Raw genomic sequence first — 9174 nt, 5'->3', positions numbered from 1 at the left:
CCTTACCGGGTGAGCCTCGTCTCCCCAGTAGGCACGGGTCCGGTTACGAACAGGCGGCGGCGAGCTTGGTGGTCGCCTCCTGGAACTTCGTCCCGACCGTTCCGAGGGCCGCGGCCGAGGCGGCCGGGTCGTTCGGGTCGATCTTGATCGACTCGAACGACGTGGCCAGGTCGGTGAGCGCGGCGGCCACATCGCCGTCGGCCGTGCCGGCCAGTGCCTTGAGGTCGGCGGCGAGCTTGGCGGTGGCGTCGTTGAACTTGCCGGGGTCACCGGCGCCCGCCGTGGCGGAGGTGGTGTAGTCCGTGAAGATCTTCGTCCACCCGGCCTCGGTGCAGATCGCGTCGTTGCCGGACGAGCCGCCGCAGGCGGCGGTCATCGATATGAGAGCGGCTCCCGCGGCGGCGACAGCGATACGGCGGGAGGAAAAGGCGCGGAACATTTTTACCTTTCATTGCATTTCGTGACAGGTGAGACGGTAAGCATAGGGACTTGCGCGTCACTTTCACGGCACTTACAGAAGTGACTCAAGTGACCTGGTGTGATTTCACTCTCGCTGTGGGTAAGAGCGGGGTATGGCTGAGGTGATCGTCGAATCCGGTTCCGGTCAGCGCTCGCTCAAGCGGGTCATCGGGCGCAGGGTCCTGCTTCTGTTCGTGGTGGGCGACATCCTTGGCGCGGGGATCTACGCGCTGGTCGGGAAGGTCGCGGGCTACGTCGGGGGAGCCCTGTGGCTGCCCTTCCTCGTCGCCTTCCTGCTGGCGGCGCTGACGGCGACCGCCTACGCCGAACTCGTCGGTAAGTATCCGCAGGCCGCGGGTGCTGCACTTTATGTGAATAAAGCGTTCAATATCCCTTTTGTCACTTTTATTGTGGCATTCGCGGTGATGATGAGCGGGATCACCTCGGCGAGTGCCGCCGCACGGGCCTTTGGTGGCAACTACCTCGCGGAGTTCGTCACGCTGCCGGTCGTCGTCGGCGCGTTCATCTTCCTCGGCCTGGTCACCCTGGTGAACTTCGCCGGCATCTCCGAGTCCATCAAGGTCAACGTGGTGCTGACGATCGTCGAGGCGTTCGGCCTGCTGGTCATCATCGCGATCGGGATCTACGCCCTGCTGTCCGGTGACGGCGAGCCGTCCCGGGCCCTGGAGTTCCACCCGGTCAACGGCGCCTTCCTCGGTGTTCTGGGAGGCACGGCACTCGCCTTCTACGCGCTGCTCGGTTTCGAGGACTCGGTCAACCTCGCCGAGGAGGCCAAGAACCCGCAGCGGGACTTTCCCCGGGCGCTCTTCGGCGGCCTGGCCGCCGCGGCGATCATCTACCTGGGGGTCGCGTTCACGGCGACCATGCTGGTCGACACCAGGACGTTGACCACCTCGTCCGGCCCGTTGCTCGAAGTGGTCAAGGTCGCCGGGCTGGCGTTCCCGCCCAAGTTGTTCGCGCTGATCGCGCTGCTCGCGGTGGGCAACACCGCGTTGATCAACATGCTCATGGCCTCGCGCCTGGTCTACGGCATGGCGCGGGAAGGGATCGTGCCGCGAATCTTCGCGTCGGTCCATTCGACGAGATCCACCCCGTGGGTGGCCATCGTCTTCACCGTGGGGGTCGCGGCGGTGCTGGTCGCCACCGGCGACGTGGGCAACCTGGCCGACACCACGGTGCTTCTACTGCTCTGCGTCTTCATGATCGTCAACGTGGCCGTGCTGGTCCTGCGCAGGGAGCGCGTGGACCACGAGCACTTCCGGGCGCCGAGCTGGATGCCCGCCCTGGGGGCGCTGGTCTGTCTCGTCCTGGCGCTGCCGGTCACCGGCAGGGGGGCGGACGTCTACATCCGAGCGGGGGTCCTGCTCGCGATCGGGATGATCCTCTGGTTCGTCAACCGGCTCTTCCTGTCAGAAGGGCAGAGCTCGTCCTGAGGGGGTGCGGAGGTCGAGGGGGGCGGGTTTCCGGGGTGGCCGAGGCTTTTGGAGGATTAAGACCTTTTTCATGTCGTACTCCCTCTTTGTTGGAGTTTGAGAGAGACTACGCCAGCTGACTGACTTTTTCGCGGTTTTTTCGCCGGGCGCGGACCGCTCGGGGGTGGAGGTATCGTCCCCGAGGTCCCGGCTGTGTCGTTGAGGGAATCAGTAGTGGCGTTTGAGGGGTTGGGGGCTCTATGTCCGCAGAGTACGGAGGGCATGTTTCCGGCAGGGACCCCGTCTGTTCCAAGCCGGAGACCTTGTGGCCGTGCGGGGAGGCCCTCTCGTCGTCGCCGATGCCGACCGAGCCCACCGCCCTCAGCGCGCCGGTGCCCGGCACCCGGGCCAGACCGGTGTCGCCCGTCGTCGGTCTCGTCGTACTGCTGGGTGGCGGTGTGGGCGCGGAACAGCGGACCGTACTCGCGTGACCAGGCGGTGCCGTCGAAGTGCAGGATGAGCACCTGCCCCGGATGGTCGGCGTCGACGCCGTTGATCCACAGGTCGCCGGGTCCGAGTTCCTTGTATCACCACCGGTGGGCCGTGCCCGCCAGGATTGGAACCGCCTGTTCGGGGGCACCTGGCACATAGTCAGGAGGGGATACCGATGTCGAGGGGCGAAGGCGGTGCGGGATTCCGGATCCGAACCGACAGGCACCGTCACTTCACAACCAGGTACGCGGCGGGGGCGCTGGACTACGGGTCCTCCCCCCCCGGTTGAGGGAGCAGGCCGACGTCGCCCTGCGGGCGACCGATCACCCGCGCCTGGTGATCGACCTCACCGAGGTCACCTTCTGTGACTCCACCGGGTACGGCGTGCTGATGTACGCCCTCGCCCGCGTCCGCCGTCTGACGGGCTCGCTCGTCCTCGTCGGCCTCTCCGCCGCGATGCGGAACCGGCTGAGCCGCCTCGGAGTGGCAGAACTGTTCGACACCCGCCGTACGGTTGAGGAGGCGATGAAGGTGTTCCCCGGAACGACGTGAACGACCGGTGGGCCGACGTGCTCCGTGGCCCACCGGGGTGGTTCACACCGTATGAGACAGTTGTGTTGCTTGGGACAAGGTAGGTCAGAAGGTTGGTCATGTTCGTGGGAAATGAGGCGGAGCCTGCTTTCACCGCCACCTCGGGGTTGCACGGCACCGCGCTCGTCGTGCGGGCGAGTGGGGAGCTTGATCACTACCACACGCCGGTGCTGCGGGAGGAGATGGGAAGGGCGTGGAGTGCCCTGCCCTCGCAGCTTCTCATCCTCGACCTGTCGGCCCTGACCTTCTGTGACTCCTCGGGGATCGGCGAGTTGCTCCAGGTTCGCCACCACGGCCTGAGCGAGGGAGTGCGAGTCATCCTCACTGGAGTTCAGGGCAACCTCGCCCGGCGGCTCAACCTGGCCGGCCTGACCCAGGTGTTCGAGATGTTCCCTTCCGTGGCCGAGGCGCTGGAAGCGGCCTGAGGCGAGGTTCCGCACGACGCGCGACCACCGTGCGAGATCAAACGGTGCCCTCGCCGACAAAGGTCTCGAAGAGCCGCTCGCGATCGATCACGGTCGTGATGAACGTCTGGCTGCCGACGGCCGGCCGCGCGCCCCACGCGCCGCCCTCCTCCCGGACCATCTCGACCTCCGCCCAGCCGGCGATGGCGTGGTCGATGGCCACGCAGGCCGCGGTGGGGTCGTGCAGCAGCTTTCCCCCCGGCTTCTTGCGCAGGTAGTGCTCCATGCCCGAGAACACCAGGGCGAGCCCGGCCGCGCGGTCCCGGTACGGCCGCAGCCGCTCGTGGAACTCCCGGTCGTAGCGAACTCCGTGGGTGACGTTCTTGGACACCAGTTCGCGCCGGGCGATCCGGTCACCGGACGACAGCGCGAGCCGGGCCGCCCCGGGGGCGCCGTTGAAGTTGAACGTCGGGCACACGGTACGGCCGTCGAACTTCGGCAGCCGGTGCTCGGGCGGCACGATGTTGTCACCGGCGAACCCGCCCTGGGCCACCCACCGGCTCAGCCTCACCCCCGCCTGCTCGTCGAGAAACCGCTGGAGGTTGTGCAGTGGGCCGCCGGTGAGAAGCGTGGCCCGGGGGTGGTGCTCCAGGGTCCGGGCGATCAGGGCGCCGGGCGGGGCGTCCGGCAGGGCCGGGGCAGGAGCGCCGAGCCAGCGGTGATGGAAGGCCGACACATGGTCCTTGCCGGTGCCGGGATCACTGGCGCCCACCGGGACGTCGTCTCGGCCGACCAGTTTGAGCACGTGCCGGACCAGCCCGACCTGGGCCGCCGACCCGGGGGTGACGGTGACGGCGCGCAGCCGTACCGCCGGATGGGTCGCGACCAGGCACAGGGTCAGCACATCGTCGGGATCCTGGGTCTCCAGATCGAGCAGTAGATCCAGCATCGCGTCTCGTGACCTTCCCCGCGCCGTGGTGAAAAGCTTAAATGTTCGCTGATCGTACGAAGTCAGTGCAGAACGAAGCCAGCCATTTATCGCGTTCGCGCTTCAGAACATTCGGAGTTCTTGGCGCGTCCAACCGGTCGGCGACTCACCGCGACGGAGTGATCGGAATGGGCGCGTTAACAGCGAGAGACCCACAGCGAATCGGGCAGTACTGGCTGGCCGGACGGCTCGGCGAGGGGGGGCAGGGTGTCGTCTACGAAGCCTATGACGAACAGGGCGCACGGGTCGCGCTCAAGGTGTTGCACGCCTCCAACGACCCCGGGTTGCGGGACCGCTTCCAGCGCGAAGTCACCGCGGCTCAGCGGGTGGCGTCTTTCTGTACGGCTCGCGTGCTCGATGCCGATGCGAATGGGGACAAGCCATACATCGTCAGCGAGTACATCGAGGGGGCGAGCCTGCGCCAGGTGGTGCGGAGCGGACGCCGGTTCACAGGGGACGATCTGCACCGGCTGGCCACCGCGATCGCCACAGCACTCACCGCCGTGCACGATGCCGGGGTCGTTCACCGGGACCTGAAGCCGGACAACGTGCTACTGGCGGCTGACGGGCCGAGGGTCATCGACTTCGGCATAGCGCGGACCGAGGAGATGTCGCTGAGCTCGGCCGGAGTGGTCGCGGGCACGCCGCCGTACATAGCCCCAGAGGTGTTCACCGGAAGGCGTGCCGAGGCGGCGGCGGATGTTTTCGCCTGGGGTGCCATCATGCTGTTCGCCGTCACCGGTCAGGACGCCTTCCGGGCCGAAAGCCTGGGCGCGACGATGCATCGGGTGCTGTCGCTGGAGCCGGATCTGAGTGCGTTGCCGGCTTCGATGAGGGCCTTGGTGGCCGCGGCACTGGCGAAGGATCCTGACGCACGGCCGTCGGCGCGGGAGTTGCTGCTGGCGTTGGTGAGCGGTAGCGGAGCCGGTGCCGCTGGGCTGCTCAGCGCGGGCAGTGCGCGGGCGCGTGGGATCCGAGCACCCGAGGTGGCGGATCCGGCGCTTGGCATGTTGGCCGAACAGGCGTACAAGGCGTTGAGCGGCGCCGAGCGGGAGCTGGTGCCAGATGTCTTCCTGCGGCTGGTGGTCATCGGCGAGGACAACGTGGAGACCGCCCGCCCGGCGTCGACGGCCGACCTGCTGGAGGAGCGGCCAGAGCCAGAGCGAGCCGCGGTCCAACGCATCCTGGAGACGTTCTCCTACCTGATCTCCACCCGAGAAGAGGAGATCAGCCTGTTGCGTCCGGCGGTGTTACGCGCCTGGCCGCGGCTGCGCCGATGGGTGGATGCCGATCGGGACGGACTGGCGATCCTGGACGGGCTGACCACCGCGGCCCGACACTGGGAAGAGCACGAACGCAAAGACGGGGACCTGCTTCGAGGCAATCGCCTGGAGACCGTCCAGCGATGGGCGGCCACCGACCGTCGCCAGCTGACGCTGACCCGGCTGGAACGCACTTTCCTTGAGGCCAGTACCCGCGCCGTGACCCGTGGCGTCAGGCAACGCCGGCTGGCTGTGATCAGCCTGGTGATTCTGCTGATCGGGGCATTGGCGGGAGCCGGTGCCGCTGTCAACGCGGCCAACAACGCCGACGTTCAGCGGTCGATAGCCGAGGGTGAGCGGACCAAGGCGGAGAAGCAGGCCAGGGCGACTCTGTCTCGCCAACTTGCGCTGCAGAGCGCAGAACTCAGAACAGCCGATCCCAAGATAGCCCAATTGCTTGCTGTCACATCACGGCATTTTGCTCCCACTCCCGAAGCCCGCCACATCATGCTCGACATTCTCGCCGACCCGGCACGAGAAGAACTGGTCGGCCACACCAATTCCGTGAACGCGGTGGCTTTCAGTCCCGATGGGACCGTTCTGGCCACCGCGAGTGACGACGAGACCGTCCGGCTGTGGGATGTGGCCACTCGTCGGCAGGTCGGTCAGCCTCTCACCGGTCACACCGACATCGTACGCGCGGTGGCTTTCAGTCCCGATGGGACCGTTCTCGCCACCGGCGGCTTGGATAGGACCGTCCGGTTGTGGGATGTGGCCACTGGCAGGCAGGTCGGTCGGTCTCTCACCGGTCACACCGAAGGCGTGAACGCGGTGGCTTTCAGTCCCGATGGGACCGTTCTCGCTACCAGCGGCTTGGATAGGACCGTCCGGTTGTGGGATGTGGCCACTGGCAGGCAGGTCGGTCGGTCTCTCACCGGTCACAACAATGCGGTGGCTTTCAGTCCCGATGGGACCGTTCTCGCCACCGGCGGCCTGGATAGGACCGTCCAGCTGTGGGATGTGGCCACTCGCCGGCAGGTCGGCCGACCCCTCACCGGTCACACCGATTTCGTGAACGCGGTGGCTTTCAGTCCCGACGGCACCGTTCTCGCCACCGCGAGTGACGACAGGACCGCTCGGTTGTGGGACGTGGCCACTGGCAGGCAGGTCGGCCGACCCCTCACCGGCCACACCAGGACTGTGCACGCGGTGGCCTTCGGCCCCGGCGGAAGCATCCTCGCCACGGTGAGCGACGATGACACCGCCCGCCTGTGGGACGTGGCCACCGGCGAGCAGCTCGGCCAACCCCTCAGTGGCCACACCGATTCCGCGAACGCCGCGGTGGCCTTCAGCCCCAACGGTGCGACCCTCGCCACCACGGGTAGAGGCGAGACCGTCTGGCTCTGGGATGTGGCCACCCACCGCCAGATCGGCCGGTCTTTTACCGGCCCCGACTTCGCACGTGCGGTGGCTTTCAGCCCCGACGGCACGACTCTGGCCATCTCAAGGGACGACAAGAGCGTTGTCCGGCTCTGGGACAGAGAGACTCACCGCCAGATCGGCCGACCCCTCACCGGCCACACCGAATTCGTGAGCGCGATGGCGTTCAGCCCCGACGGCGCGACTCTGGTCACCGCAAGCGACGACAAGAGCGTCCGAATCTGGGACGGGGACACTCACCGCCAGGTCGGCGAACTCTCCATCGGCCCCGGCTTCGTGAGCGCGGTGGCCTTCAGCCCCAACGGTGCGACCCTCGCCGCGGCGGGTGACGACAACGCCGTCCGGTTGTGGGACGTGGCCACCCGTAAGCAGGTCGGTCAACCCCTCACCGGTCACACCAGAACCGTGAACGCGACGGTTTTCAGCTCCGATGGCACAACTCTGGCAACCGTCGGTAACGACAACACCATCCGCCTCTGGAGCGGAGTCACTCACCACCAGATCGGCCAACCGCTTGCCGGCCGTAATTTCGCAGCGCTCACACTGGCCTTGAGCCCTCGCGGTACGACCCTCGCCACCGCGGGTGACGACAACGCCGTCCGGTTGTGGGACGTGGCCACCCGTAAGCAGGTCGGTCAGCCTCTCACCGGTCACACCGACGTCGTACGCGCGGTGGCTTTCAGTCCCGACGGGACCGTTCTCGCCACCGCGAGTGACGATGGGACCGTCCGCCTGTGGGACGTGGCCACTCGCCGACAGATCGGCCAACCCCTCACCGGCCACACCGACATCGTGAACGCGGTGGTCTTCAGTCCCGACGGGACCGTTCTCGCCACCACAGGCGTGGACAAGACCGTCCGGCTCTGGGACGTGGCAACGCCCGCCGACCCGTTCTCCTCGCTGTGCGCCATCGCCGGGCGATCCCTCACTTCCGAGGAATGGGCGCAATATCTTCCGGAGGTGTCGTATGAAAAGGTCTGCTAGCTCGAATGTCGCAGTGGTCGAAGCGTTCTGGAATGTTTCACCGCCGCCGTATGGGCGGGCGGTTGATGGTCGAACCGAGTCTGGACACCTGGCGTGGGACCGTGCTTCTCGAGCATCTGATCGGCAAGCTGGACTCCACCGATCCCTACGCCGATGTGGTGGCGCACACGCTGTGAACGCTGATCGTGCCGCGTCCCTCGGCACCGGACCCCTGAGCGGCCGATGCCCTCGGGGACGCGGCTGTCCGTACGCTGGACGAGGCCACCGTGTCGCCGCGGTCCCGGCAGGAGTCGGAGGCGATCATCTACGCTCCGAGTGTGATCCACCGAGGGGGAGAGGGGGCTTCCATGGCCGAGGAACCGTCGAGGCTGGCCGGCCTGCTGTACGAGATCGGGCTGCTCAAGCGCTACAGGCGCACGGGCTGGCTGGTCGCGGGAGTACGGGACCCGGAAAGCATCGCCGACCACTCCTTCCGGACAGCGATCATCGCAAGCGTGATCACCGCGTTGGAAGGCGGCAACCCCGAGCGCGCGGCCTTCATGAGCCTGTTCCACGACACGCAGGAGACGCGGGTCACCGACATTCCCTACCTCGCCAAGCCCTACCTGAAGGCGGCACAGAACGAGGATGTCACCGCCGACCAGGTGCGCGGTCTCCCCGAGCCCGTGGCGGAGATGGTGAGCGGCGCGGTCGGTGAGTACGAGGAGAAGACCAGCCTCGAAGCCGTCTGCGCCCGTGACGCGGACAAGCTGGAGTGCCTGATCCAGGCGATCGAGTACCGGGAGCAGGGGCATCAGAACGTGCAGCCGTGGATCGACAGCTCTCTCGCCGCGCTGAAGACGCCGTCCGCCAAACGCCTCGCGGACGAAGCACTCAGCACGGGGTCGCTTGAGTGGGTGACACGCGTGCTCAACGGGGAGCGGGACATCTGACGCTCGCCGGCCGACCTCGGGCGGGGATCTTGAGGAAGAGCGAGGCGGGTGCGTCCTGCGGAGTACGGACCTTTCCCCGGCCTGAAGGCCGGGGTCGCGGAGTTCAGGACTCAGATCTCCGGCGCAGTGAGGAACCTCGGCAGGGGGCGGATTTTCCAGTGAGTGAATTGTGGCCCCATCTCCCCTCCG

Annotated in this window: 8 protein-coding genes; 6 read left to right on the top strand and 2 right to left on the bottom strand. The window is 67.1% G+C overall.

The genetic code is table 11. The features are described from left to right. Positions 1-43: 43 nt before the first annotated feature. Positions 44-376, bottom strand: coding sequence for a hypothetical protein (locus tag ABZ260_RS39410; RefSeq protein WP_355627742.1), 333 nt, complete (start codon positions 374-376; stop codon positions 44-46). Between the two features lie 196 nt (positions 377-572). On the opposite strand from ABZ260_RS39410, the gene ABZ260_RS39405 reads away from it, so the two are divergent. From ABZ260_RS39405 to ABZ260_RS39390, 4 genes are all read left to right on the top strand, one after another. Next, positions 573-1913: an APC family permease gene (locus tag ABZ260_RS39405; RefSeq protein WP_355627739.1), complete on the top strand. Its 1341-nt coding sequence runs from the start codon at positions 573-575 to the stop codon at positions 1911-1913. Between the two features lie 338 nt (positions 1914-2251). Further along, positions 2252-2383 carry a hypothetical protein gene (locus ABZ260_RS39400; RefSeq protein ID WP_355627736.1) on the top strand — a complete coding sequence of 44 codons (132 nt, stop codon included), beginning with the start codon at positions 2252-2254 and terminating at the stop codon, positions 2381-2383. Between the two features lie 286 nt (positions 2384-2669). Beyond that, positions 2670-2936 (top strand): STAS domain-containing protein, encoded by a 267-nt coding sequence (locus tag ABZ260_RS39395; protein WP_355627734.1) that lies wholly within the window; start codon positions 2670-2672, stop codon positions 2934-2936. Between the two features lie 98 nt (positions 2937-3034). Then, complete coding sequence (locus ABZ260_RS39390) at positions 3035-3400, top strand: STAS domain-containing protein (RefSeq protein WP_350921220.1); 366 nt, start codon at positions 3035-3037, stop codon at positions 3398-3400. Between the two features lie 37 nt (positions 3401-3437). On the opposite strand, the gene ABZ260_RS39385 is transcribed toward ABZ260_RS39390, so the two are convergent. Further along, positions 3438-4328, bottom strand: a complete 891-nt coding sequence (locus ABZ260_RS39385; RefSeq protein ID WP_355627730.1) for a nucleoside hydrolase — start codon at positions 4326-4328, stop codon at positions 3438-3440. A gap of 167 nt (positions 4329-4495) precedes the next feature. Here ABZ260_RS39385 and ABZ260_RS39380 point away from each other — a divergent pair, with 167 nt between their 5' ends. Continuing rightward, positions 4496-8053 carry a serine/threonine-protein kinase gene (locus ABZ260_RS39380; protein ID WP_355627727.1) on the top strand — a complete coding sequence of 1186 codons (3558 nt, stop codon included), beginning with the start codon at positions 4496-4498 and terminating at the stop codon, positions 8051-8053. A 347-nt stretch (positions 8054-8400) separates the two neighbouring features. Then, positions 8401-8985, top strand: coding sequence for an HD domain-containing protein (locus ABZ260_RS39375; protein WP_355627724.1), 585 nt, complete (start codon positions 8401-8403; stop codon positions 8983-8985). Positions 8986-9174 lie beyond the last annotated feature (189 nt).

It is taken from the genome of Streptosporangium sp. NPDC006013, assembly GCF_040614275.1.
Taxonomy (GTDB): Bacteria; Actinomycetota; Actinomycetes; order Streptosporangiales; family Streptosporangiaceae; genus Streptosporangium.
The sequence above is the reverse complement of the archived record's forward strand: the minus strand, read 5'-3'. Positions and strand labels throughout refer to the sequence as shown.